The sequence below is a fragment of the Bradyrhizobium sp. URHC0002 genome (assembly GCF_054059515.1).
The window spans coordinates 4,141,663-4,165,593 of the sequence record NZ_JBSSCF010000001.1; the positions used below are offsets into that span (position 1 = coordinate 4,141,663).

At 63.9% G+C, this 23,931-nt stretch carries 19 protein-coding genes; 12 read left to right on the forward strand and 7 right to left on the reverse strand.

Annotated features, from left to right (window positions below; all coding sequences use genetic code 11):
• Positions 1–63: 63 nt before the first annotated feature.
• From ACVWVY_RS20040 to galE, 3 genes are all read right to left on the reverse strand, one after another.
• Positions 64–765, reverse strand: coding sequence for a fumarylacetoacetate hydrolase family protein (locus ACVWVY_RS20040; RefSeq protein ID WP_456628001.1), 702 nt, complete (start codon positions 763–765; stop codon positions 64–66).
• 45 nt (positions 766–810) lie between these two features.
• Positions 811–2,631 (reverse strand): ABC transporter ATP-binding protein, encoded by a 1,821-nt coding sequence (locus tag ACVWVY_RS20045; RefSeq protein ID WP_456628002.1) that lies wholly within the window; start codon positions 2,629–2,631, stop codon positions 811–813.
• A gap of 104 nt (positions 2,632–2,735) precedes the next feature.
• Complete coding sequence (galE, locus tag ACVWVY_RS20050) at positions 2,736–3,749, reverse strand: UDP-glucose 4-epimerase GalE (RefSeq protein WP_456628003.1); 1,014 nt, start codon at positions 3,747–3,749, stop codon at positions 2,736–2,738.
• Positions 3,750–3,931: 182 nt separating this feature from the next.
• On the opposite strand from galE, the gene ACVWVY_RS20055 reads away from it, so the two are divergent.
• Complete coding sequence (locus tag ACVWVY_RS20055; RefSeq protein ID WP_456628004.1) at positions 3,932–4,978, forward strand: glycosyltransferase family 4 protein; 1,047 nt, start codon at positions 3,932–3,934, stop codon at positions 4,976–4,978.
• Positions 4,979–4,989: 11 nt separating this feature from the next.
• Here the strand turns inward: ACVWVY_RS20055 and ACVWVY_RS20060 are convergent, their stop codons facing one another.
• Positions 4,990–5,589 (reverse strand): D-sedoheptulose 7-phosphate isomerase, encoded by a 600-nt coding sequence (locus tag ACVWVY_RS20060; RefSeq protein WP_456628005.1) that lies wholly within the window; start codon positions 5,587–5,589, stop codon positions 4,990–4,992.
• Positions 5,590–5,660: 71 nt separating this feature from the next.
• Positions 5,661–6,734, reverse strand: coding sequence for a lipopolysaccharide heptosyltransferase II (gene waaF / locus ACVWVY_RS20065; protein WP_456628006.1), 1,074 nt, complete (start codon positions 6,732–6,734; stop codon positions 5,661–5,663).
• 162 nt (positions 6,735–6,896) lie between these two features.
• Here waaF and rfaD point away from each other — a divergent pair, with 162 nt between their 5' ends.
• The 6 genes from rfaD to ACVWVY_RS20095 all read left to right on the forward strand — a co-directional run bounded on the left by rfaD (position 6,897) and on the right by ACVWVY_RS20095 (position 15,218).
• Positions 6,897–7,874 carry an ADP-glyceromanno-heptose 6-epimerase gene (gene rfaD / locus ACVWVY_RS20070; RefSeq protein WP_456628007.1) on the forward strand — a complete coding sequence of 326 codons (978 nt, stop codon included), beginning with the start codon at positions 6,897–6,899 and terminating at the stop codon, positions 7,872–7,874.
• An 18-nt stretch (positions 7,875–7,892) separates the two neighbouring features.
• Positions 7,893–9,365: a D-glycero-beta-D-manno-heptose-7-phosphate kinase gene (gene rfaE1, locus ACVWVY_RS20075; RefSeq protein WP_456628008.1), complete on the forward strand. Its 1,473-nt coding sequence runs from the start codon at positions 7,893–7,895 to the stop codon at positions 9,363–9,365.
• Positions 9,362–10,651 (forward strand): O-antigen ligase family protein, encoded by a 1,290-nt coding sequence (locus tag ACVWVY_RS20080; RefSeq protein ID WP_456628009.1) that lies wholly within the window; start codon positions 9,362–9,364, stop codon positions 10,649–10,651. The genes rfaE1 and ACVWVY_RS20080 overlap by 4 nt, the downstream gene beginning before the upstream one ends.
• A gap of 56 nt (positions 10,652–10,707) precedes the next feature.
• Positions 10,708–11,964 (forward strand): O-antigen ligase family protein, encoded by a 1,257-nt coding sequence (locus ACVWVY_RS20085; protein ID WP_456632257.1) that lies wholly within the window; start codon positions 10,708–10,710, stop codon positions 11,962–11,964.
• 88 nt (positions 11,965–12,052) lie between these two features.
• The gene (locus tag ACVWVY_RS20090) at positions 12,053–13,969 is read left to right on the forward strand and encodes an SDR family NAD(P)-dependent oxidoreductase (RefSeq protein WP_456628010.1); all 1,917 of its coding nucleotides are present in this window, start codon (positions 12,053–12,055) and stop codon (positions 13,967–13,969) included.
• Positions 13,970–14,015: 46 nt separating this feature from the next.
• Positions 14,016–15,218, forward strand: coding sequence for a glycosyltransferase family 4 protein (locus tag ACVWVY_RS20095; RefSeq protein ID WP_456628011.1), 1,203 nt, complete (start codon positions 14,016–14,018; stop codon positions 15,216–15,218).
• Here ACVWVY_RS20095 and ACVWVY_RS20100 read toward each other — a convergent pair.
• Entirely contained in the window at positions 15,215–16,237 is a 1,023-nt protein-coding gene (locus ACVWVY_RS20100) for an MraY family glycosyltransferase (RefSeq protein WP_456628012.1), read from the reverse strand. The genes ACVWVY_RS20095 and ACVWVY_RS20100 overlap by 4 nt on opposite strands.
• A gap of 29 nt (positions 16,238–16,266) precedes the next feature.
• On the reverse strand, positions 16,267–17,226 hold the full coding sequence (locus ACVWVY_RS20105) for a lysylphosphatidylglycerol synthase transmembrane domain-containing protein (RefSeq protein WP_456628013.1): 960 nt from the start codon (positions 17,224–17,226) through the stop codon (positions 16,267–16,269).
• A 175-nt stretch (positions 17,227–17,401) separates the two neighbouring features.
• On the opposite strand from ACVWVY_RS20105, the gene ACVWVY_RS20110 reads away from it, so the two are divergent.
• The 5 genes from ACVWVY_RS20110 (at position 17,402) to murJ (ending at position 23,842) form a co-directional block, all read left to right on the forward strand.
• Positions 17,402–18,391, forward strand: coding sequence for an NAD-dependent epimerase (locus ACVWVY_RS20110; protein ID WP_456628014.1), 990 nt, complete (start codon positions 17,402–17,404; stop codon positions 18,389–18,391).
• 7 nt (positions 18,392–18,398) lie between these two features.
• Positions 18,399–19,811, forward strand: coding sequence for a mannose-1-phosphate guanylyltransferase/mannose-6-phosphate isomerase (locus ACVWVY_RS20115; RefSeq protein WP_456628015.1), 1,413 nt, complete (start codon positions 18,399–18,401; stop codon positions 19,809–19,811).
• 169 nt (positions 19,812–19,980) lie between these two features.
• A complete protein-coding gene (locus ACVWVY_RS20120; RefSeq protein WP_456628016.1) occupies positions 19,981–20,997 on the forward strand; it encodes a Gfo/Idh/MocA family protein in 1,017 nt (338 codons plus the stop codon).
• Between the two features lie 31 nt (positions 20,998–21,028).
• Positions 21,029–22,180: a DegT/DnrJ/EryC1/StrS family aminotransferase gene (locus ACVWVY_RS20125; protein WP_456628017.1), complete on the forward strand. Its 1,152-nt coding sequence runs from the start codon at positions 21,029–21,031 to the stop codon at positions 22,178–22,180.
• Positions 22,181–22,297: 117 nt separating this feature from the next.
• A complete protein-coding gene (gene murJ, locus ACVWVY_RS20130; protein WP_456628018.1) occupies positions 22,298–23,842 on the forward strand; it encodes a murein biosynthesis integral membrane protein MurJ in 1,545 nt (514 codons plus the stop codon).
• Positions 23,843–23,931: the final 89 nt, after the last annotated feature.

A 23,931-nucleotide genomic window follows, 5' to 3' on the forward strand; every position in this document is an offset into this window, starting at 1 on the left:
ATCCGCATGAAAAAAAAGCCCCGGATATGATCCGGGGCTTTGCATTTCGCGATGGCCTTCAGCCTATTCCGGATTGCCGATCGAAACCTTCAGCGTGCCGACGCCGTCGACGCCGCACTCGATCTTGTCACCGGGCTTGAGCTGGGAGACGCCGGCAGGCGTGCCCGTCATGATGATGTCGCCGGCGGCGAGTTTTACCTGCTGCGAGAGCTGCCAGATGATTTCCGGCACGTTCCAGATCAGTTCGGTGAGGTCGCCCTTCTGGGTTTCGGTGCCATTGACCGTGAGCCAGATCTTGCCCTTTGAGGGATGGCCGATCTTCGAGGCCGGCTGCACCGCGGAGCAGGGCGCGGAATAATCGAAGGACTTGCCGACTTCCCACGGCCGCTCCTTCTTGCGCGAGGCGATCTGCAGGTCGCGGCGGGTCAGGTCGATCCCGACGGCATAGCCGTAGACGTGATCGAGCGCCTTGTCGGCTGATATGTTGAGGCCGCCGCTCTTCATCGCGACGATCAGCTCGACCTCGTGATGCAGATCCTTGGTCAGCGGCGGGTAGGGGATCGTGGCCCCATCAGGCACCAGCATGTCGGCGTGCTTGCCGAAGAAGAACGGCGGGGCTCGCTCGTCATTGCCCATCTCGCGGATGTGCTCGAGATAGTTGCGCCCGACGCACCAGATGCGGCGGACCGGATAGGTGCCTGTCTCGCCGACGACGGGGAGCGTGGGCTGCGGGGCTGCTGATATGACGTAGGAGGCTGCGTTCATGAAAAGGATCTCAACGGGTTACGGTTGGAAATTCGGGAATAGCCTTTACGCGGTTGCGCTGACCGGCGCCAGACTGGGATGGCCGGCATCGCGCTGCTGCAGGCGGAAGAACGAGGCATAGCGGCCGCCGCGCCGCAGCAAATCGTCATGCTGGCCGCGCTCGACGATCTCGCCGCCCTCGACCACCAGAATGGCGTCGGCGTGCATGATGGTGTGCAGGCGGTGGGCGATCACGATGGTGGTGCGGTTCTGGCAGAGATGGTCGATCGCTTCCTGCACGGCCTTTTCGGATTCCGAATCCAGCGCCGCGGTTGCTTCATCGAGCAGGATGATCGGTGCGTTCTTGATCAGCGCCCGGGCGACTGCGATGCGCTGGCGCTGGCCGCCGGATAGCTGCGTGCCGTGTTCGCCGACGGGCGTGTCGTAGCCGAGCGGAAAGCCCATGATGAAATCGTGCGCGCAGGCGGCTTTCGCGGCCGCCACGATCTCGTCCTGCGTGGCGCCTTCCTTGCCGAAGGCGATGTTGGCGCCGATGGAGTCGCGGAACAGATAGACGTCCTGCCCGACATAGCCGGTCTGCTGGCGCAGCGATTGGCGCGACACGCCGGATATTTTCTGGCCGTCGATCAGGATTTCGCCGTCGTTCACTTCGTAGAGCCGCAGCAACAGCGCCAGCACCGTGGATTTGCCACCGCCGGAGGGGCCGACCAAAGCGGTGGTCTTGCCGGGCTCGGCGATGAAGTTCATGGCCTTGAGCACCGGTTCGTCCGGCCGGTAGGAGAAATTGACATCGCGGAACTCGACCCGCGCGTTCGAGAGTTTTAGCGCCGGCTTGTCGTTGTCGACAGGCTCGCTCGCCGGGCTGTCGACGATTTCGAGCAGCATGCGCGCGCCGACCAGCTGGCTGTTGAGGTCAATGTTGAGCCGCGCCAGCCGCTTGGCCGGCTCGGTCGCCAGCAGGAACGCGGTCATGAAGGAGAAAAACTGTCCGGGCGTGGCGCCGAGCGCCACCACGCTGTAGCCGCCGTAAAGCAGGCAGCCGGCGACCGCAAAGCCGCCAAGCATTTCCATCAGCGGGTTGGAGCGATTGGAGACCCGCGCCATCTTGTTGGCGTTGCGCTCGACGACCGCGATGTTCTCGTCGATGCGCCGCTGCATGGTCGCTTCCAGCGTGAAGGCCTTCACCGTGCGGATGCCCTGCAGCGATTCCTGCATGGTCTCCATGATGTCGGCGCTGCCGGTGAACTGGTTGTGGGCGAGGCCCTTGATGCGCTTAATCAGCTTGCGCAGGATCAGCATCGCCGGCGGCACCACCACGAGGCCGATGAACGACAGTACGGGATCCTGCGTCACCATCACGAAGATCAGGCTGACCAGCAGCAGCACGTCGCGTCCGACCGCATTGATCAACAGCGTCAGGACGTCGGTGATGGATTTTGCGCCCGATGTCAGTCGCGCCAGGAATTCGGAGGAATGCCGCGCGGAATAGAATCCGATGCTTTCGCTCATCAGCTTGGCAAACAGCCGCCGCTGGTTGTTGGCGAGAATGGCGTTGCTGATCTTGGACAGGATCACGGTGTGGCCGTAGGTCGCCAGACCCTTGATGAACAGCAGCACCACGGTGACGCCGGAGAGAATGGCGATGCCGGTGACGTTCTTGTCGATATAGGCCTGGTTGATCACCTGGCCCAGGATATAGGCGGAGCCCGCGGTGGCGCCGGCGGACACGCCCATCAGCGCGAATGCGGTCACATAGCGCCGCCAATAGACAAAACCCTGTTCCATGACGAGGCGGCGAATCAGGATCGCCGCGCCGTAGGGATCGTCGGTGATTTTTCTGGTCGGTTTGCTTGGAAGTTCGGTCATCCGCGTTCCATTGACGGCGCCTGGTAGCCGGGCGCGTCAGGGCTTTAGCGGGTTAGTCCTTGCCTGCTTGTCGGGGCTTTTTCAAGCCAAATAAGCGCTTGATTTCAGGCCGATTCCGCATGCTTCGGAAGGCCGCCGCGGTCGCGGAACAGCTTCTCTTCCCAGGCCAGCGCATGGGTGGCGATGGTCTCGAGATTGTCGTATTGCGGCGTCCAGTTCAGCGTCGCACGGATGCGGCTTGTATCGGCGACCATGGCCATGATGTCGCCGGGGCGGCGCGGCGCATATGAAACCGCGAAATTGCGCATCGAGACCCGGCGGACGGCCTCGATGGTCTCGAGCACCGAATAGCCGCGGCCGTAACCGCAGTTCAGCGTGATCGAGCTGCTGCCACCGCGCAAATAGGACAGCGCGGCGCGATGGGCCTGCGCGAGATCGCTGACATGGATGAAGTCGCGGATGCAGCTTCCGTCCGGCGTCGGGTAATCGGTGCCGAACACGTCGACCTTGGCGCGCTGCCCGGTGGCGGCTTCGACTGCGATCTTCAGGAGATGCGTAGCCCCGACGGTGGCGATGCCGCAGCGGCCTTTCGGATCGGCGCCGGCGACGTTGAAGTAGCGCAGCACGACATAGTTCAGGCCATGCGCGGTGGCGACATCGTGCAGCATGATTTCGGTCATCAGCTTCGAAGAGCCGTAGGGCGAGGCCGGCCGCGTCGGCGCATGTTCGGGCACCGGTACCTGGTCCGGATTGCCGTACACAGCAGCGGTCGATGAAAAGATGAATCGGTTGACGCCGCCCTTGACCGCGGCATTCAAGAGGCTGCGGGTCGTCATGGTGTTGTTGCGGTAATAGCCGAGCGGATCGCGCACCGAATCCGGCACCACGATGGAGCCGGCGAAATGGATGATGCTCTCGACCTTGTGCTGGGCGATCACGCCTGCGACGAGGTTTTCATCGCCGGCATCGCCGATGAACAGCGGCACGCCTTCGGGCAGGAAGGCGGAGAATCCGGTGGACAGATTGTCGATCACGACGACGCTTTCGCCGGCTTCCACCAGCGCGTGAACCATATGACTTCCGATATATCCGGCGCCACCGGTGACGAGCACGGTCATGGGCCACCTCTCGCTCTTGAATTTGGCGCGCGCCCGGACGCAAAGCCGGTTTCCACTTATGCTGGTCGCGCTCTATTGAAGGCGATGCTAGCGGGGCTGCGGTGAAGAGTGGGTTTCGGCGCCGCCGAACTGGCCACTATGCTTAATGTTGCGTATAGGAACTGGCCGAAACGGAGCCGGACGTGCCGATCGAGAACAATTTGGCCAGTGATCTGCAGCTGATCGTGCCGAATCTACACAGGCGCTATTCGGGCGTCACGGCGACCAACCGGATGGTGGCGCCGAAGCTCGCCCGGATGTATCGCGCGGCATGGCTCGGGCCGCAAGCGCCCGACGGCATCGCGCGGCTGGGTTTTGCGGATCTTTTGAAACTGTGGCGCCACGGCACGCCGCTGATCTGGCACGCGCGGCGCAATGACGAGATGATCGCGGGGCTGTTGCTGCGCGCGCTCGGCTGGCCGCTGAAACTCGTCTTTACCTCGGCCGCACAGCGGCATCACAGGCGGCTGACGCGCTGGCTGATCCGGCAGATGGATGCGGTGATCGCCACTTCCGAACTCTCGGCGTCGTTTCTCAAGCGCGAGGCAACGGTGGTGATGCATGGCGTCGATACCGATGCTTATGCGCCGCCGGCCGACCGCGCGACGGCGTTTGCGGAAGCCAAACTGCCGGGGCGTTACGCGATCGGCTGCTTCGGCCGGGTGCGAGCGCAAAAGGGCACGGACGTCTTCGTCGAGGCGATGTGCCGGCTGCTGCCGCGCTATCCCGATTTCACCGCCATCGTCGTCGGCGCGGTCGTGCCCGAGCAGCAGGGCTTTGCCAACGGCTTGAAGCAGCAGATCGAGGCCGCCGGCCTGCAATCGCGCATCGTCATCACGGGCGAACTCGCGATCGAGGACGTGCAGCGCTGGTATCAGCGACTGACGATCTATGCCTTCACCTCGCGCAATGAAGGCTTTGGCCTGACGTTGATCGAGGCGATGTCGTCAGGGGCAGCGCTGGTGGCGTCGCGCGCGGGCGCCGCCGAATTCGTGGTCGAGGACGGTGTGACCGGCGTGCTGACGCCGCCGGGAGACGCTGAGGCGCTGGTCGCCGCACTGGAGCCGCTCATGCGCGACCCGGCCTCGGCCATAGCGATGGGCCAGCGGGCGCGTGCGCGTGTGCTTGAAAAATTCAGCCTTGATGCAGAAGCGGCCCGTATCGGGGAAGTCTATCGCGCGCTGCGCTGAGCGCGAGCCGATCAACGCGACGCTTCGCGGGCCATGACCTGCTCGACCTCGTCGCAGATGGCGTGCGCATAGGTGAAATAGATCTGCTGGATGATCGGCGTGTCGTCGCTCGGCACCATCAACAAATGATCGCAAGCCGCCCGCATCGGTTCGCCCCTGGCGCCGGTGAAGCCGACTGTCACGAGCCCACGCTCGCGCGCGATCTTCAGCGCCGCCAGAATGTTCGGCGAACGCCCGGATGTCGAGAGCGCGAGCAGCAGGTCGCCCCGCCGGCCGAGTGCTTCGACCTGGCGAACGAAAACGTGGTCGAAGCTGTAGTCATTGCCGATCGCCGTCAGCGCCGAAGTGTCCGTGGTGAGCGCAATCGCCGGAAATGCCATGCGCTCCTTCTTGTAACGCCCGACAAGCTCGGCGGCGATGTGCTGGGCGTCGCCAGCGCTGCCGCCATTGCCGATGACCAGTATCTTGTTGTCGGCGCGAAGGGCCGACAACATCGCACCTGTGATCTGATCGGCAACCGCGAGCAGCGCGGGATCTTTCGCCGCGCGCTCGAGCGCTGCCAGCGATTGGTCGAGATGGATGCTGATCGGACCTTTGGATTGGTCGCCCAAGAGACACCGTGAGGTTTTGGTTTTGCGGGCCTTGGTAATGACGCGGCTGCGGCTTAGCAAGCGCACGTTCGTCAGGTTGAGGCACGAATTCCCGCCTCGCGCATCACGCGTTGCGCGATGTCGGCGACATCAGCGGCGGGAATGTCGCGCATGCAGCGATGGTCGTTCATGGTGCAGACGGTGCGTTGGCAGGGCTGGCAGGGCAGCACGGCCTTGGTCTGAAGGACCGTCGCGGCAAGGCCGTTCAGCGGCGCCCACAGATAGGGGCTGGTGGGGCCGAAAATGCCCATGGTCGGCGTGCCGATCGCCGCTGCGATATGCATCAGGCCGGAATCGTTCGAGATGGCGACGCCAGCCGCCGCCATCGCCAAAACGCCATTGCGCAGGTCGGTGCCGGTGAGGTCGCGGACCTTGCTGCCGCCAACGGCGACGATCTCCTGCGCCAGCGCTTTTTCGCCGGGGCCGCCGACCACCCAGACGTCGAGCCCGCGCTCGATCAATAGTCGCGCAGCCTGTGGATAATAGGTCCATCGTTTCGAGGCGCCGACCGACCCGGGAGCCAGCGCCACCGCCGGGCCTGAGCCCAGTCCGTTGGTCTGCCGCCAGCGCACGATCTCCTCCGGCGGCACGACGAGCTGGGGCACCGGCCATTCCGGCGGCAGCGCCGCGCCCGCCGGTAGCGCCAGGGCGGCATTCTTGTCGATGAAGCGGGGCAGGGCCTTCTCGCCCCAGCGCATCCGGTTGATCAGGCCGAACCGGGCCTCGCCGAAAAAGCCAACGCGCTCGGGGATGCCGGCCAGGGTCGGCGCGATCGCGGCTTTCCAGGTGCGGGGCAGGACGAGGGAGGTTCCATAGCCCCGAGCCCGCAGTTCGGCGGCCAAGCCCCGCTGCTTGGCCAGGGCAAGCCGGCTGCGGGGCAAATCCCAGACGATGCCCGCCCGGACACCGGGCATGTAGTCCACCAGCGGGGCGCAAAGGGAGGTCACCAGCAGGTCGACCGGGCGGTTAGGCCAGCGCTGCTTCAACACCCGAACCACGGTATGGCCGCGGACGAAGTCGCCGATCCACATATAAGGCACGATCAGGATCGGCCTCGTATCGGCGGCGTCCTCCATTTCAACTCTATTTGATGAACTTGAATTCATATCTTAATTGTGGCGCCGATAACCGGTTGCAGTCCCGTCGGTAACCGCTCCGGACCGGCAGGTAAAGCCGGTCGATTGGCCTGTGTTTTGCCGTCGATGCCAAGTTGCCTGCCGCGCGGGAGTGGGGCAAAGCTTTGCCGAACAATCTTGGCAGGGGATGGCATGTTACTGGTGACCGGGGGCGCCGGTTTTATCGGGTCGAATGTCGTGGCTGCGTTGAATGACGCCGGCCGGGACGTGGCCGTGTGCGACGTGCTCGGCCAGGACGGCAAATGGCGCAATCTGGCCAAGCGCCGACTCGCCGATTTCGTGCCGCCCTCGGAACTGATGGACTGGCTGAAGGGCCGCCGGCTGGAGGCCGTCGTTCATCTCGGCGCCATCTCCGAGACCACGGCGACCGACGGCGATCTGGTGATCGAGACCAATTTCCGGCTGTCGATGCGTCTGCTGGACTGGTGCACGGCGAACGCCACGCCGCTGATCTACGCGTCTTCGGCGGCGACCTATGGCGACGGCAGCGAAGGCTTTGGCGACGACCAATCCATGGACGCCTTGAAGAAGCTGCGGCCGATGAACCTCTACGGCTGGAGCAAGCATCTGTTCGACATGGCGGTGGCCGAACGCGCCGCGCGCGGCGAACGGCTGCCGCCGCAATGGGCGGGATTGAAGTTCTTCAACGTGTTCGGCCCCAACGAATATCACAAGGGCACGATGATGAGCGTGCTGGCGCGGCGCTTCGATGACGTCAGGGCCGGGCACCCCGTGCAATTGTTCAAGTCGCACCGCGAAGGCATCGCCGACGGCGACCAGCGGCGCGACTTTATCTATGTCGACGACGTCGTGCGCGTGACGATGTGGCTGCTTTCGACGTCATCAGTCAGCGGCATCTTCAACGTCGGCACCGGCACCGCGCGCAGCTTTCGCGACCTGATGCTGTCGGCCTATGCGGCGCTCGGCGCCACGCCGAACATCCAGTATATCGACATGCCCGAGCAAATCCGCGGCAGTTATCAATACTTCACCCAGAGCGAAGTCGATCGGCTGCTGCGCGCCGGATATAATGGCGGCTTCACCGCGCTGGAAGACGCGGTCGAGCGTTACGTGAAGGGTTTTCTCGATCGCACCGATCGCTTTCGCTGATGGGCACCAGGTAGACAGATGATCGATTTTGAAGCCCTGAGCCAGGCGATCCCAAATCAGACCGTGCTCTGTGTCGGCGACCTCATGCTCGACGAGTTCGTCTATGGCGAAGTGTCGCGCGTTTCGCCGGAAGCGCCGGCGCCCGTCATCGCGGTCCAGCGCAGCGAAACCAATGTCGGCGGCGCCGGCAATGTCGCCCGCAACATCGCTTGCCTCGGCGCGCGCTGCATCTTTGCGGGTTTAGTCGGCGAGGACGAGGCGGGCGCGAAGCTGAAGGCCGATCTGGCGCGGGAGAATCTGATCGAGGCTGTGCTGGTCACGGATTCCTGCCGCCCGACCACGCGCAAGGTGCGCTTCGTCTCCGAGCATTTTTCCACCCACATGCTGCGCGCCGATTGGGAGCAGGCCGTGCCGGCCTCGGCGGATGTCGAGCAAAGGCTGATCGACGCGATCCTGCCGCAGCTCGCACGCGCCGATATCGTGCTGCTGTCCGACTACGCCAAGGGCGTGCTGACGGCGCGCGTCATCCGCAACATCATCGATGCCGCCAGGAAACTCGGCAAGCGCGTGATCGTCGATCCCAAGAGCGCCAATTTCGCGATCTATCGCGGCGCCACGCTGCTGACGCCCAACCGCAAGGAATTTGCCGAAGCCACCCGCAGCCGCGCCGACACCGACCTCAACATTGCAGCCGCGGCGCAGGACGCGATGGTTCTCGCCGATTGCGAGGCCATGCTGGTGACGCAGAGCGAACACGGCATGACGCTGGTGGTTCGCGGCGGCGAGGCGATCCACGTGCCGGCGCTGCCGGTCAAGGTGCGCGACGTCTCTGGCGCGGGCGACACGGTCGCCGCCGTGCTGGCGCTTACGCTGGCGGCCGGGGCCGACTGGGAGACGGCGCTGCGGATGGCGAATGCCGCAGCGGCCGTCGCGGTCGGCAAGAAGGGCACCGCGACCGTGACGCCGGCAGAGCTGCGGCGGAAGATCCTGCCGCATGCGTCGCTGGCGGCCGAAGAGAAGATCGTGCCTGTTGGCGGCGATCTCGATGCGCATCTCTCCGACTGGCGCCGGCAGGGGCTGCGCATCGGCTTCACCAATGGCTGTTTCGACTTCCTGCATCCCGGCCACGTCAAGGTGCTGACGGCCGCGCGCCGCGCCTGCGACCGGCTGATCGTCGGCCTCAACAGCGATGCCTCGGTGAAGCGGTTGAAGGGCGAGGGACGCCCGGTTCAGGACGAAAGCGCGCGCGCCGAAGTGCTGGCGGCGCTGGAGGCGGTCGATCTCGTCGCGGTCTTCGAGGAAGACACGCCGATCGATCTGATCGCGAAAGTGAGGCCGAGCGTGCTGGTCAAGGGCGGCGATTACACCCGCGAACAGGTCGTCGGCCACGAGATCGTCGAGGCTGCCGGCGGCGAGGTCGTACTCGTCGACATTCTGCCGGGCCACAGCACGACGTCGCTGGTCGACCGCGCGCGGGGAGGCAAGGCGTGAGCCTGAGCGCTGCGGCTCCCTCGATGTCCCTGGTGCGGCGGTATTGGCGAGACCGGGTGCTGTGGACGACGATTGCCGATATCTTTGCCATTCTGGCCGCGCTCGCGCTGCCCTGGTCGACGTCACTGGTGGCGATCTTCGTGCTGTGCTGGCTCGGCGCCGTGGCATGGGTGATGGATTGGCGGGCTTACGGCAGCTTGCTGAAACAGCCGATCTGCTATTTGCCGTTCGCGCTGGTCGGCCTGGCTCTTGTCGGCACGCTATGGTCGGATGCGGCGTGGGCGGCGCGGCTTCACGGCATCGGTCCCACCCTCAAGCTCCTGGTGCTGCCGGGCCTGTTCTATCATTTCCAACGGTCTTCGCGCGGGATGTGGGTCTTCGTCGCATTCCTGGTGTCTTGCGCGCTGCTGAATCTCGTGTCCTGGCTGGTCGCGATTGATCCCAGCCTCTCGCCCAAACCGGGCGACGATGCGTATCGCGGCATCTTTGTCAAAAATTACATCGATCAGAGTCAGGAGTTTGCGCTCTGCGCGATCGCGCTGATCTATCCAATCATCAGTCTGCTGCGGGCGAACAAGATACGGCAGGCATTGGTGCTGGGTGCTGTCTCGCTCTGGTTCATCGCGAACATGGTGTTCATCGTCGTCTCCCGGACCGCCATCGTTACGATGCCGATCATGCTGGTGGTGTTTGCGCTGCTGCACCTGAGGCGACGCACCAGCTTGATCATTATTGGCATGATGATCGCTCTGGTAGGCGTACTTTGGTTCACCACGACCGACCTGCGCTGGGGCCCCAAGAGAATTGTCAGAGATTATCAGCTCTACAAGACGGAAAATTACGTGACGTCGATCGGGCTTCGGCTCGAGTTCTGGCAAAAATCCCTGCGGTTCATTTCGGAGGCGCCGGTCATCGGCCACGGGACGGGCTCTCTGCGCGGGCTCTTCGAGCGGGCAGCGAACGGTTATTCCGAGGATTCCCATGGCGGTATTATCAGCAATCCACACAACCAGACGTTGAACATCGGGGTGCAGTGGGGTATAGTCGGGGTCATCTTGCTGTACGCGATGTGGCTCGTGCATCTGCTGCTGTTTCGTGGCGAGGGTCTCGTCCCCTGGATCGGATTGCTTGTCGTCGTGCAAAATATCTTCACCTCGCTGTTCAACTCGCACATCTTCGATTTTCATGAGGGTTGGATGTATGTGCTCGGTGTCGGAGTTGCCGGCGGCATGACGCTGGCGGCCAGGCAGCACAACGCGCGCGCGCAACCGGCAGGGTCGTCGTGATGGCGGCGGATCACCAGCGCCGGGAGATAAATTCGATCGGCTCGCTGTTGTCGGTCATGGCCTCGGCCCGGCACGACCCGTTCGCGCGCATGCTGAACGTCGACCTCATCGCGGTTCTGGTGGCGGCGTTGTTGCCGTGGTCGACCAGCGGCGTGGGCATCGGCATGCTGGTCTGGCTTGCCGCTCTGGCCGCGACGCTCGAACTGCGCCCGTTCCTGCGATCGTTGCAGCGGCCGATCTGCGCGCTGCCGATCGCGCTCGTTGCGCTTGCGGCGCTGGGAACCCTGTGGTCGGACGCATCCTGGGGCGCGCGCCTCTATGCGCTGAGCCCCGCGACGAAGCTGCTCGTATTACCGTTCCTGTTCTATCATTTCGAGCGCTCGACGCGCGGCATGTGGGTATTCATCGCGTTCCTGGCGTCCTGCACGCTGCTGACGGTCGCGTCCTGGATCGTCGCGATTGATCCGAGCCTTACGCGGAAGGTCCCCGGCGAGCCGATGGATCACGGTATCTTCGTCAAGAACTATATCGACCAGAGCCAGGAATTCCTGTTATGCGCGGTCGTGCTTGCTTTCCCCATCATCACGCTGCTGCGAGAAGGGAAAATCCGGCATGCGCTGTTGCTGACGTTGGTCGCGGCGAACTTTGTCGTCAACATGGTGTTCGTCGTCGTGTCGCGCACGGCACTGGTGACGCTGCCGGTGATGCTTGCCGTATTCGCGATGGCGCACCTGAAGTGGCGCACCAACGTGCTGCTGTTTTTTGCCGCCGTCATATTCGGTGCGCTGGCCTGGACGGTGTCGCCTCAACTGCAGGCGACGACGGACAAGTTCACGCGAGACTACCGGGTCTACAAGGAACTCAACCAGCCGACATCGTTGGGGCTGCGGCTCGAATTCTGGGAGAAGTCGCTGCGGTTCTTTGCCGAAGCGCCCGTCATCGGTCACGGCACCGGATCGACGCGAAGGCTTTTCGAGGCAGCGGCGACCGGGCCTGCGGTGCTGGCGCAGGCGCAGGTGATCGGGAACCCGCACAACCAGACCCTCAACGTCGCGGTCCAGTGGGGCACGATCGGGGTCGTGATTCTGTACGCCATGTGGTTTTCGCATTTCTCGCTGTTTCGCGGCGAGGGGCTGGCGGCCTGGATCGGGCTGATGGTGGTGCTGCAGAACATGTTCAGTTCGCTGTTCAACTCGCATCTATTCGATTTTCATGAAGGCTGGATGTACGTGCTGGGCGTCGGTATCGCCGGAGGCATGGTGCTGCGCGCCCGGTCAGAGGCTGTGGAATGTTCCGGAACGGCCCGGCCATGATCGCTGGCATGCGCGCCGCAGATAAGATATCAGCGGACATGGGGTGCGCCACGCGAATCCCTGTCGTTTTCCGCAGCCGGCCATAGGAATGACGCCCGTTTCGCAACTGACCCATCGCAATTTCCTGATCGCAGCGCATGATGCGCTGGCGACCGCGTTTGCGCTGCTCGCAAGCTTCTATCTGCGCTTCGAAGGCGGCGAGGCCTTCTATGCCCGCCTGCCGCTATTGCTGCGCATTCTGCCCCTCTTCATCGTCTTCAGCGTCGTGATCTGCTACGTCTTCAACCTGACAACGACAAAATGGCGTTTCATTTCGCTCCCGGATGCGCTGAACATCATGCGCGTGGCGTCCGTTCTGACGGTAGCGCTGATCGTGCTGGACTATGCCTTCATTTTCGGAGCATCGAGCGGCAAGGCGCCGGTGCTGTTTGGCCGTATCACCATCGTGCTCTACTGGTTTCTCCAGGTTTTCGCGCTGAGCGCGCTCCGTTTCGGCTATCGCTATTTCCGCTATTCGCGCGTCCGCCGCCATGCGCGGACCGAAGGGGCGTCGTCGACCCTGTTGATCGGCCGCGCCGCCGACGCCGAAGTGCTGTTGCGTGCGATCGAGAGCGGTGCGGTCAAGCAGCTCTGGCCGGTCGGCGTGCTGTCGCCGTCGGCCGCGGACCGCGGCCAGTCGATCCGCAACGTACCGGTGCTTGGCGGCATCGATGATGTCGAGGACGTGGTGCGCGACTATGCCGGACGCGGAAAGCCGATTACGCGGGTCGTCATGACCCCGTCGGCGTTCGAACCCGAGGCGCATCCCGAGGCGGTCCTGATGCGGGCCAAGCGGCTCGGCCTGTTCGTCAGCCGCCTGCCGTCGCTCGAAAGCGGCGACGTGCCGAGGCTGACCAATGTCGCCGTCGAAGACCTGCTGCTGCGGCCGAGTGAGAAGATCGATTACGCGCGGCTCGAAGCGCTGGTGAAGGGCAACGCGGTAATCGTCACCGGCGGCGGCGGGTCGATCGGTTCGGAGATCTGCGACCGCGTCGCGACCTTCGGCGCCGCGCGGCTATTGGTGATCGAGCATTCGGAACCGGCGCTTTACGCGGTGACGGAAGCGCTCACCGCGCACGGAACCCATGCCGTGATCGACGGCCGAATCGCCGATATCCGCGATCGCGACCGGATCATGAACCTGATGCGGGAATTCAAGCCCGATATCGTGTTCCATGCCGCAGCCCTGAAGCACGTGCCGATCCTCGAGCGCGACTGGAGCGAGGGCGTCAAGACCAACATCTTCGGTTCCGTCAACGTCGCCGACGCCGCGCGGGCGGCGGGCGCAACCGCAATGGTGATGATCTCGACCGACAAGGCGATCGAGCCGGTCTCGATGCTGGGCCTGACCAAGCGCTTTGCCGAAATGTATTGCCAGGCGCTCGACCATGACCTGATGACGCAATCGGAAGGCAAGCCGCACATGCGGTTGATCTCGGTGCGGTTCGGCAACGTGCTGGCCTCCAACGGATCGGTGGTGCCGAAATTCAAGGCGCAGATCGAGGCCGGCGGCCCGGTCACGGTGACGCATCCGGATATGGTCCGGTACTTCATGACCATCCGCGAAGCCTGCGATCTCGTGCTGACCGCGGCCACCCACGCGCTGACGCCGGCGCGGCCCGATGTTTCGGTCTACGTCCTCAACATGGGACAGCCGGTCAAGATCGTGGAACTTGCCGAGCGGATGATCCGCCTGTCCGGCCTCGAACCCGGCATCGATATCGAGGTGGTGTTCACCGGCATGCGGCCGGGCGAGCGGCTGAACGAGATCCTGTTCGCCAGCGAGGAGCCTTCGGTGGAGATCGGCGTCGCCGGCATCATGGCGGCCAAGCCGAACGAGCCGCCGATGCAGACGTTGCGCAAATGGCTTGCGGCGCTGGAGGATGCCATTGCGCGGGATGACCGTTCCACCATCCGCGCGGTGCTCAAGGATGCCGTGCCCGAGTTTGGATCGAACGCCGCCTGACCGTTTCCGGTGTCCGCCGGCCGTGCGGGCCGCCTCGAAAGCCATGATGCAGAGTTACGGAAAAGTCGTCGTCGTCAGCCAGCATTATCCGCCGGATCCGAGCACGACGGCGGCGATCATGGCGGCGATTTCGCACCGCGTGGCGCAGGAAGCCGAAGTCCTGGTGCTGTCGGGAACGGCAGGCTCCGCCGCCAAAGCGTCGGCCGGCAAGCCTGCGGTCATCGAGGTTGGGAACTGGATGCCCGGCAAGGCCGCATTGCTCAAGCGCGCTTTGGCCGAACTGCTGTTCACGATCCGGATATTCGCAGCGCTGCTGGTGAAATTGCGCCGCGGCGATGTCGCGCTCACCGTGCCCGCACCCTTCATGCTGCCTTACGCTTTTGCCGCCGCCGCGAAATTGAAAGGCGCGAGGTCGGTGCTGATCATGCACGATCTCTATCCCGACGTCCTCATCATGGCAGGCCTCCTGAAGCCGCATTCGTTGCCGGCGAAGGCCATGCGCGGCCTGAACGCGTTGATGTTTCGCGCGCTCGACGCCGTCGTCATCATCGGCCGCGACACCGAAAAGCTGCTGCTGCGCTATGGCGGAATGACGAGCGACAAGATCCGGTTCATTCCGAACTGGGCGACGCTTGCACGCGGCGTTCGCGCGGTCGATCCTGATAATCCGTATCGCCGTTCGCTTTCCGCCCGCTTCGTCGTCGGTCTGTCAGGCAATCTCGGCTTTACCCACGATCCCGTCATCGTATTCGAGGCCGCGCGCCTGCTGCGGGACGACGGGAATATCCACTTCCTGCTGTCAGGCTGGGGGATGGGCTTCGACCAGTTGAAGGCCATGCAAGCCGAGGCAAAGCTTCCGAACATCACCCTGGTCGATCGCGTCGAAGATGACCAACTGGAGGCATTTCTTTCGGCCGCGGACGTCTGGATCATTCCCTACCGCCGGAACGTCGCCGGTGTATCGGTGCCCAGCCGGTTCTACAATCTGCTGGCGATCGGCCGCCCGGTGATTCTGGTTTCCGAAGCGGATGCCGAGGCGGCGTTGACGGTGACCGAGCATGATGTCGGCTGGATCGTCGAACCCGGCCGAGCCGACGAGCTCGCGAAAACGGTCAGTCGCGCCGCCGCCGCCAAGGACCCGCAGCGGGCCGAGCGCGCGGCCGAAATCGCAGGGCGATTCGATTTTGAGAGCGCCATGGCCGACTATTGCGGCCTGGTCCGCGAGCTTTCGCAAAAGAAGCCGGATTAGCCTGACGACGGTTGCCGGCGGGAGAAGCGGTGCATGAGAAGCGCCGTGGCGATGCTGCCGATGACGAAAAACAGGATGGCGATGGCGGGCGACGAGGTCATGACCGAGCCGATCGCCAAAGCGGCAAGCAGGATGTTGAGCGCAAATACTTCGCTCACCACACGCGATACGGAAAATCCGTTGTCGGTGGCACGCTGATAGAAATGGGTGCGATGCGCTGCCCAGAACGGCTCGCGCCTTGCCATCCGCCGAAACAGCGTGACGGTCGCATCGGCGAGATAATAAAGCGGCAACAGGAGCGCGGCCGCAATCTGCTGATGCCAGGCGAGCTGCAGCAGAAACCAGCCGGCCAACAGGCCGATCGGCAGGCTGCCGACGTCGCCGAGAAAGATTTTCGCCACCGGCCGGTTGAAAGGCGCAAATCCGAGCATTGCCCCGAACAGCGCCGCGGCAGCGACCGTCACAGGCGCCGGAAGTTCGGCGAGCCAGCCGAGCAGAACGAGCGCGCCGGTGATGGGCACGATCTCGGCGACTGTCATCAGGTCCAGTCCGTCCATGAAGTTGACGAGATTCACGAACCACAGGCCGGCGAGCAACAGCAAGCCGCGCTCGAGCCAGAGCGGGCAGGCAGGAACGATCCGCAAGCTTTCGGGCGTGGCCAGGATCACCGTGGCGACGGCGAGCCCCTGCAGCAGCAATCGCGGCACCACCGGGATGGAATGGACGTCATCGGCAAAGCCCACCGCCGCGATGAACAGCGTCGCGCCGAATACCGCGACGGGAATTTTCATCTCCGCCGTACCGGCAAATGCGATGACCGTGACGGCGGCGACCAGCGTGGCCGCGATCACCGCGATGCCCCCACCCTGCGGCGTCGGAATCCGATGGGAAGAGCGCGCATTCGGCCTTGCCAGCGCTATTCGCACGAGCAGCGGCCGGATCGCCCATGTCAGGACGCCCGACAACAGCGCCGCCGACACTGCGGCGGCCAACGACAGCAGGAGTTGCGAACTGGCCATTCTATCCGCGTGGAAAGTTGCTCGGAAGATTATTTGGGAACTTCGATGGACGCCGTGCCCTGCGCGGCTTTCTCGGCGCTCAGGATCCAGACCAGCCCGCCGATCGCGCCGACGATGAAGGATACCGCGCCATAGAGCAGCGAGATATTGACGCCCTCGTTGGCCATCAGGCCGGCATAGCCGAACGCAAGCCCCATGGTGGCCTCGCGGACGCCCCAGCCGGCAATCGAGATCGGCAGCATGGTGATCAGCATGACGGGCGGAACGAGCTGGAAGATCTGGCCGAACAGCACGGGGGCGTCGATCGATTGCACCACGCACCAGGCGATGACGACGGCGAGCACGTGCACCAGCACCGACAGCACCGCGACTTTCGGGCCGTGAACGCGGCTGAACAGCACGCGATTGGCGATCACCGAACAGGCGTGGATGTGATGGGTGCCCCACCAGTGCTTCAGCCACGGCCATGGCAGCCGGCCGAGCAGAAGAAATCCGAGGCCGCCGGCAAGCGCTGCGAAATCGACAAACAGCAGCGCCGACCTGCCGTGCGGATCGGTGATCAGGCGGTAGCTCCAGGGCAGGCTCGCGACGATGACCACTGCGAGCGCGATCAGGCCAATGGCGCGGTCGACGAAGATGGAATAGGTCGCAGCCCGCCAGCCGTGGCCGCTGCGGGCCACCAGCCATAGCCTGACCGCGTCGCCGCCGATCGAGGAGGGCAGCGTCTGGTTGAAGAAGGTTCCGATCACATTGAAGCGCATCGCCTGCCTGGTCGCCAACGGCGCGCCGCACTCCGCGCTGATCTCGCGCCATCGCAGGACGCCGATGAATATCTGCAGGAACGTCACGGCAATCGCCACGCCGATCCAGCCCAGGCTGGAAACGTCGATGCGGGCGGCGAGTTCGGCAAGGTCGACTTTGCGCAGCGAGAAATACAGGAGCGCCGCCGAGACCACAATCTTCAATGTCGAAAGCAGGATACGGCGCATTTCGCCCATGCCGGGTTTGAGAAGAGGGGTGCAAAAAGCGATGCAATTCGGCGTCTTGGTATGGTTTTCAGGCCGGTCTGGCAATAGCGGGGCTGCTGGGTGTTGCGGCCCCCTCGACAACGCGGGTAAAGAGGTGAACCGGAAGGGGTGAACCGGTGTCACGTTGAGGAATATGATGACGGATCAACCCATATTGGTCACCGGAGCTGCGGGTTTCATCGGCTTCCACGTCGCGCGCCGGCTGCTCGCCGAAGGCCGCGCCGTGGTCGGGCTCGACAATCTCAACGATTATTACGATCCGGCGCTCAAAGCAGCGCGGCTGGACATCCTGCGCGGGGAGCAGGGCTTTGCGTTCGAGCAGATCGATCTTGCCGATCGCGGTTCAATGGAACGCCTGTTCGCCAAACACCGCTTTGCCAGGGTGGTGCATCTCGCGGCGCAGGCCGGCGTGCGTTATTCGATCGACCATCCGCATGCCTATGTCGAGGCCAATCTCGAGGGCTTCGTCAATGTGCTGGAGGGGTGCCGGCATCATGGATGCGGCCATCTGGTCTATGCATCTTCGTCGTCGGTCTACGGCGCCAATACGAAACTACCGTTTTCGGTGGACGACAAAGCCGATCATCCGGTCAGCCTCTACGCCGCCACGAAGAAGGCCAATGAGCTGATCGCGCATTCCTACAGTCATCTCTACCGGCTTCCGCTGACGGGCCTGCGGTTCTTTACCATCTACGGGCCGTGGGGACGGCCCGATATGGCGGTTTTCCTGTTTACCAAAGCGATCGTGGAAGGCACTCCGATCAAGCTCTTTAACCATGGCCGGATGCGGCGTGACTTTACCTATATCGACGATGCGGCGCGCGCCGTATTGCAACTGGTCGACCAGGCCCCGCGCGACGGCGGCCCGAACGGCGGTGCGCCGGCACGCATTTACAATGTCGGCAACAATCACCCGGAAGAACTGCTCCACGTGGTAGAGGTTCTGGAGCGAGAATTGGGCCGCGCGGCGGTCAGGGAGATGCTGCCGATGCAGCCTGGCGACGTGACCGAGACCTTCGCCGATGTCGCCGAATTGATGCGCGACACCGGCTTCAAGCCGCACACCTCGATCGAGGACGGGCTTGCCAATTTTGTCGCCTGGTATCGCGACTTTTACAGGATTTGAGACACCGATGAACCGACGAATTATTCCCCTCATCATGTGCGGCGGCGCGGGAACGCGGCTGTGGCCGGCCTCGCGCGAGGTTCATCCCAAGCAGTTCCTGTCCCTGTTCGGAGCGCGCTCGACGTTCCAGGACACGTTGTTGCGGGTTTCCGATGCTGATCTTTTCGAGCGGCCCGTCATCATCACCAACAACGCCTATCGCTTCATGGTGCTCGAGCAACTGGCGGAGATAGGGCTGGAGGCCGACGTACTGCTCGAGCCGATGCGGCGCGATTCCGGGCCTGCGATCGCGGCCGGCGCCGCCTTCGCAGAGGCGCGCGACAAGGATGCGATCGTGCTGGCGCTGGCTGCCGATCACGTGGTGAGCGACACGCCGGCTTTCCTCGCCGCCTGCCGTGAGGGACTGGCTGCCGCGGAAGCCGGGCACATCGTGACATTCGGCGTGCAGCCCGAACGTGCCGCTACCGAATATGGCTACATCAATCCCGGCGAGGTTATTTCCGGCAAGGTCCGCGCGGTCGCGAAGTTCGTCGAGAAGCCGGACCCGGCAACGGCTGCTGACTATGTCAAGGCCGGCTATCTCTGGAATAGCGGCAACTTCATGTTCCGCGCCGCCGTACTGACGGATGAATATCGCAAGGTCGACGCGGAAAGCGTTCAGGCCGTGATCAACGCGGTGGCGAAGGCGGGCACCGATCTCGGATTCGTCAAGCTCGACGAGGCCGCGTTCGGATCGGCGAAGTCGATCTCGATCGATTATGCTGTCATGGAAAAGACCGCGCGCACCGCGGTCGTGCCGGTCGCGTGCGGCTGGTCCGATGTCGGCTCCTGGCATGCGGTGTGGGAATTGTCCGGCAAGGACGGCGAGGGCAACGCGGCGCGCGGCGCTGCGGTGTTCGAGGATTCCCGCAATTGCAACGTATCGACCGACCGCGCGCTGGTCGCGCTCGAAGGCGTCGACGACCTCGTGGTGGTCGCGACCCAGGACGCCGTGCTGGTCAGCAGGCAACAGGACGCCAACGGGCTGAAGCGGCTGGTCGCGAAGCTGAAGACGGTGGCGCCCCAGGTGACCGAGGATCACATCAGGGTGCACAGGCCCTGGGGATCCTATCAGTCGGTCGACAATGGCGACCGTCATCAGGTCAAACGCATCATCGTCAAGCCGGGCGGGCGGCTCTCGCTGCAGAAGCACCACCATCGCGCCGAGCATTGGATCGTCGTGCGCGGAACGGCGCAGGTCACGGTCAACGAACTGGTCAAGACCGTGCACGAGAACGAATCGATCTACATCCCGATCGGCGCGGTGCATCGGTTGGAGAATCCCGGCAAGATTCAGCTCGAACTGATCGAAGTCCAGACCGGCAGCTATTTCGGCGAGGACGACATCATCCGCATCGAGGACGACTACAAGCGCAGCTGAGCGACAGTAGTTTTACCGGCCCCGGCGGCTGTAATTGTTTGAATCAAAACGTGTCCAGAAACGGTCGATCGCGTTCGCCACATCTGTGACGGCGTGCTAGAGAACCGCCGGGGATAGTAATAGTACCGGAGCAGAATCTGCTCAAAATCCGTTTTGGGGTCGACAAATCATGAGTTCCAAAGGGTCCGCATCTGAGGCGAAGGCCGACGCAACACGCGGCTTGCGTGTCGGCGTGGTCGGCGCTGGCGTGATGGGCAGCAACCATGCCCGTGTGCTGGCCGGTCTGCCGGGGGTGACGCTGGTCGGCATCGTCGATCCGTTGCCGGAACACCGCGCGCGCGCCACCGCGCTCGTCGGATGCCGCGCGTTCACCGAGCTCGAGGAGCTATTCGACGAGGGCGTCGATGCCATCACCATCGCGGCGCCGACCCATCTCCATCACGAGATTGCACTGGCCTGCATCACGCGCAACATCCACATCCTGGTCGAGAAGCCGGTCGCCTCGACGGTGGAGGAGGGGCAGGATATCGTTAATGCGGCGCGCAGTGCCGGCGTGACGCTGATGATCGGCCATGTCGAGCGCTTCAATCCGGCGGTCGCCGCGATCAAGCAGGCGATCTCGGGCGAGGATATTCTTTCGATCGGCATCACCCGCGTCGGGCCGTTTCCGCCGCGGATGTCCAATGTCGGCGTCGTGATCGATCTGGCCGTGCACGATATCGACCTGATCCGCTGGTTCACCGAGTCAGACATCACCGAAGTGCAGCCGCAGCTTTCCAGCGCGGTCGCCGAGCGCGAGGATATCGCGCTCTTGCAGTTCCGCACCGCCTCAGGCGTGCTCGCCCACATCAACACCAACTGGCTGACGCCGTTCAAGGCGCGCAGCGTCACGGTTGCGACCCGCGGCAAATATGTGATGGGCGATCTCTTGACGCGCCAGGTGACCGAATGCTTCGGCTTCAAGCCCGACGGCAGCTATTCGATGCGGCATCTGCCGGTAGGCCATGACGAACCGTTGCGCGCCGAGCTGATCGCATTCCTCGATGCCGTCCGCACCGGCAATGTGCCGGCGGTTTCCGGCGACGAGGGCGTCGCCAGTCTCGAAATCGCGATCCGCTGCCTCGAGCAGCCCGCCAAGCCCGCGGCCTCCGCCGCGCGCAAGGGACCGCGCCGCATCGCCGGCTGAGAACCTCTCATTCTGATCCAAGCAAGGCTCCATGAACCAGCACATGCGTCCAGAACCCGTTCCCTTCTATGACCTCGCGTCGCAGCGCCGGCGGCTCGGCACATCGATTGATGAGGCGATCGCGCGTGTGACCAGCCATTGCCTGTTCATCAATGGTCCGGAAGTGGCCGTGCTGGAGAAGGCGCTGGCGGATTTCTGCGGCGCCAAGCATGTCGTGAGCTGCGCGAGCGGCACCGACGCGCTTCTGATGGTGCTGATGGCTAGGGAAGTCGGCCCGGGGGACGCCGTCCTGTGTCCGTCGTTCACGTTCTGCGCGACCGGCGAAGCCGTGGCGCTGACCGGCGCGACGCCGGTGTTCGTCGATGTCGACGAAGCAACCTTCAATATGGATGCCGCCTCGCTCCGGCTTGGCATCGCGACGGCTAAGCAGCGCGGCCTGAAGCCCCGGGCCGTGATCCCCGTCGACCTGTTCGGCCAAAGCGCCGACCACGGTGCGATCGCCGAGGTCGCGCAGGCCGAGGGCCTGTTCGTGCTCGATGACGCAGCCCAGGGTTTTGGCGCGAGCTACAAGGGCCGCCGGATCGGCTCTTTGGGACTTGCGACCGCGACCAGCTTCTTCCCCACAAAGCCGCTCGGCTGCTTCGGCGATGGTGGCGCCATCTTTACCGATGATGACGCACTTGCCGAGACGCTGCGCAGCATCCGCGTTCACGGCCAGGGTTCCGACAAGTACGACAATGTGCGCCTCGGCCTGACCGGACGCCTCGATACAATGCAGGCGGCGGTCCTGATCGAGAAGTTGAAGATTTTCGAGGACGAGATCGCAGCCCGCAACCGCGTTGCGGAGCGCTATGCGCGCGGTCTCGGCAACGTCGTGACGGTGCCGCGGTTGGCTTCCGGATGCACTTCGATCTGGGCGCAGTACACCATCCGCCTGCCGAAGGGGATCGACCGCGACGGCTTTGCGGCCGCGCTGAAGGCGCAGGGCATTCCGACGATGGTCTATTATACCAAATCGATGCATCAGCAGACCGCGTACCGGAATTATCCGGTCGCCGATGGCGGCCTGCCGGTCAGCGAAAAGCTCTCCGACGACGTCATCAGCCTGCCGATCCACGCCTATCTCGACGAGGCGGCGCAGGATCGCGTGATCGAGGCGGTGCGCGGCGCGCTTTCTGCCTGATCCCGACCCGATGGGCCGCGTGAGCGCAAAGTGGCCTTCCGGTTTTCGGACAGGATCATGCCTGAACAGCTAACTGCCTGATTTCCCCGTCTGGCGAATATGCGCTAGAAGCGGCGCATGCTTGGACGCATCTTCACCGTCGGCGGTTACACGCTGCTCTCGCGGCTGACCGGATTCGCGCGCGACATCATGCTCGCCGCCATTCTCGGCGCCGGTCCGGTCGCGGATGCGTTTTTCGTCGCGCTGCGGCTGCCCAACCATTTTCGCGCGATCTTTGCCGAGGGCGCCTTCAACGCCGCCTTCGTGCCGGCCTATGCGCATCTGCACGGCAAGAGCGAAGCGTCGGCGCGGCTGTTCGCCGACCGCATCTTTACGCTGTTGTTTGCCGCCCAGGTGGTTCTTCTCGTCGTGGCCTGGTGGTTCATGCCGGAGGTGATCGCCGTCCTCGCGCCGGGGTTCAAGGACGATCCGGCCCGCGGCGAACTGGCGATTTCGCTGACGCGGATCACGTTTCCGTATCTGCTGCTGATCACGCTGGTGACGCTGTACGGCGGCATGCTCAACGTGATGCATCGCTTCGCAAGTGCTGCCGCCGCGCCGATCTTTCTCAACCTGTCGATGATGGCGACGCTGGCGCTCGCCGCGTTCTTTCCGGGTGCGGGTTACGCCGCCGCATGGGGCGTCCTGCTTGCCGGCGTCCTTGAATTCCTGCTGCTGGCCGGTGACGCGGCAAGAAGCGGCATCCTGCCGAAATTCGCGCCGCTCAAGTTCGATGAAGACGTGCGTGCGTTCTTTCGGGCGCTCGGCCCCGCGACCATCGGCTCGATGGGAACGCAGATCGCGTTGTTCGCCGACACCATCATCGCGACCTTTTTGCCGGCGGGCGCGCTTTCGGCGCTGTATTACGCCGATCGTCTCAACCAGTTGCCGATCGGCGTGATCGGGATCGCGATCGGCACCGTGCTGTTGCCGGAAATGTCGCGGCGCATCGCCGCGAACGATGTCGCCGGAGCATCAGCCGCGCAGCGGCGGGCGTTCGAATTCTCGCTGTTGTTTTCGGTGCCGTTCGTCGCCGCCTTCCTGACCGTGCCTGACGTCATCATGCGCGCGATGTTTGCGCGCGGCGCGTTCTCGAAGGCGGATGCCGCAGCCGCGGGCGCCACGCTGGCCGCTTACGCGATCGGCCTCATTCCGTTCGTGACCATCCGCAGCGCGGTGGCGACCTTCTATGCCCGTCACGACACCGCGACGCCGGTAAAGGCGGCGCTGACCGGGGTTGCCGTCAACGTGGCCCTGAAGGTCGCGTTGATGGGGGCGCTGGCGCAAATCGGCCTGGCGCTCGCCACCGCCGTCGGGGCCTGGGTCAATCTGTTGCTGGTACTGTTCTTCGCGGTACGGGCAGGTTTCCTCGAGCTCGACCGCGCCTGGATGATTTCGCTCGCCAAGTTCGCGGTGGCCGGGGTCCTGCTCGCCGCCGCACTTTGGGCTACCGCGCGATTCGCCAGCTTCTATTTCGCGCAGATGCACGCCTTCCGGGACGAGACCGCATTGCTATTGCTTATCGTGGCAGGCGCCTTCGCGTACGGGGTCTTGATCCTGCTGCTGTTTGGCAGGGGGTGGCTATTCACCTTGGTTCGCGACCGCCGTCCGGTCCATAAGTGACTGTAAACAAATAGTAATATTCAATTGTGTTTGTTGTGGCCGTAATCCGGCATTTTTGCAACAAATTCCCGAAAAGCGTCATCCCCAGC